The organism is Coprococcus sp. AF51-11b1 (assembly GCF_027682785.1).
Lineage (GTDB): Bacteria > Bacillota > Clostridia > Lachnospirales > Lachnospiraceae > Allocoprococcus > Allocoprococcus comes.
In genome coordinates this window covers 447-2,557 of the sequence record NZ_JAQCZB010000031.1, presented here as the reverse complement: position 1 = coordinate 2,557, position 2,111 = coordinate 447, and the positions used below count along the sequence as shown (strand labels likewise).

Sequence of the window (2,111 nt, the reverse complement as noted above, 5' to 3'; positions counted from 1 at the left end):
ACCACTTTATCAAGAAGCCGAACCGATTTTCGTTTCGCATCTCTTGTGGAGTGAGCATAGACGTTCATTGTGGTACTGACATCTGAGTGTCCCAACAATTCCTGCACATCTTTTGGGGCAGCTCCATTTGCTAAAAGGTTGCTTGTATAGGTGTGACGTAACTGGTGGAAATGAAAGCCTTCAAATCCCTCTAATGTTTTTGCTACCTTTCTGCATACCGTTCCCAAAGTAGTCGGAAGTTCCAGACAGCCATCAGGTCTTAAGCAGACGAAAGAAATTTCTTTATAATCTGCCGGGACTTCCTCTGTTCTGTCTAAGCAATAATACTCGTAGTACACTCTGTTTTTCTCTTTGACCTCTTTGTAGTAGTTCGTGTGATAAAGTTCTCCATACTGCATTCGATTTTTTAACTGCTCTTTCCGGGCATTACGGAAAATCTCTACCAGCGTATCTCCAAAATCAACAATCCTCACTTTTTTCCGCTTGGTTGGTCCGATGATATATTTGCGTTTTGAGCCATCATATCGGATGCTGCGTCTTATGGTAAGGCATTGTTCTTCCAGATTTACGTCCTGCCATGCCAAACCACAGGCTTCTCCAATACGAAGCCCGGCATAATAGGCTATCTGGATTGGAAGTATTGCGGCTGGGTTCTTTTTTTGAAGATACGTAAGCAGTCTTTCATAATCTTCTCGTGAAATTGGTTGGATATTTCCGTCCATGTCCTCATCCGAAAACAAATCAACTTCGTCCGTCTGATACCGCAGTTTAATATACTGCATGGGATTGAACGTAATATACTGTTTTGGAAATACTGCAAAGCGGAAGGACTGCTGCATGACTGCGGAAAAAGAATGGATGTAATCTTTGCTGTAACCCTTTTTCTCTTTTCCATCGGGATGAACTCCCCCAAAGGAAAGCAAATCAAAGAAGGATTGCAAATGCTCAGAGGTTACATTTTTTAATTTCCGTTCTGCCAATGGGTGTTTCTTGATATTTCGGATTGTTCCGAGGTAATTCTCCACAGTACCATTGCTGAGCGTACCTGTTTTTAATTCCTCCTCTGCCCACACATCCAGAAGTTGTCCGACTGTGAGATTTTCCGCTTTGGCAACAAATTTCTTTTTCTCATAATCATCCATTGCCTGACGGAGCAGCTTTTCAGTTTCACTTTTGCTTTCTGTTCCAACGCATTCTTTCTGAACAAGATTGCCGCTTGCGTCCTCTACATAGAAGCGGTAGTACCATTTCTTTCCTTTTTTTCTTACAGATCCTTTTGCCATAATCGTATATCTCCTTTCGATATTAGACAATCGGAACTGATGAAATGCTTCGTGCGTGTAAGTATATCATAACTCCGGTTGTCTTACTATACCGATTCGGAATCTTCGTATAAGACTTCTGATAAAAGATTTGCAAGCCTTTGTTCTGCTGTTTTTGGTTTCTTGGAATAGAGCCTTACAACGTCCGCCATCTCATTAAGAGCATTGATGGTAGGAGTGATTTCCCTTAAGAACATAATCTCATTATATTCCTCATTCGATTCAAACCCTATTGTTTTGGCAATATCCGTCTGACCTGCATTTCCCTTGAAGTTTTTGCAGGCGAACTGGAAGGAATCCAAAAACAGACCATATTGTTTTAACATCAGCAGTAATAAATCTTTTGAAAAAGCATCTTCTTCTTTGGTAAGGGCAAGCGGTAACTGTTCCAGAATATCTCCCATCGCATCACGAATCTGTAACTCTCTCTTATCCGTAATGTCGGTTTCATATTCATCTGTTTCCCCTTTGAGCCATTCCACAGATACATGGAGTGCTTCCGAAAGACCTTCCAGCACCATTTTTTTCGTATTGTCAATCGAACCATTCTCATAACGCAGGATTGTAGAAGCAGTAACACCCATCTTTTCTGCGACATAAGGCTGTGTCAGATTCAATTCCAGACGGCGCTGTTTTATTCTGCTGCCTATCAGCTTGCGTAATTCTTTATCTTTCATGCTGACTGCCTCCTTTTTCGGTATGTATGAATTATAGCATTGTTTTTCCAAAATTGCAATATGCAATACAAAGTTTGTTTTTAATATTTCGTAACGCTTGACAAAAAGATAT

General features: G+C 40.7%; 2 protein-coding genes. Both read right to left on the bottom strand.

Annotated elements, in window-relative coordinates; all coding sequences use genetic code 11:
- The coding region (locus PGY05_RS16390; protein WP_270476347.1) for a tyrosine-type recombinase/integrase at positions 1-1,283 on the bottom strand (1,283 nt) is incomplete at its 3' end.
- A gap of 86 nt (positions 1,284-1,369) precedes the next feature.
- Entirely contained in the window at positions 1,370-1,999 is a 630-nt protein-coding gene (locus PGY05_RS16385) for a helix-turn-helix domain-containing protein (RefSeq protein WP_118280429.1), read from the bottom strand.
- Positions 2,000-2,111 lie beyond the last annotated feature (112 nt).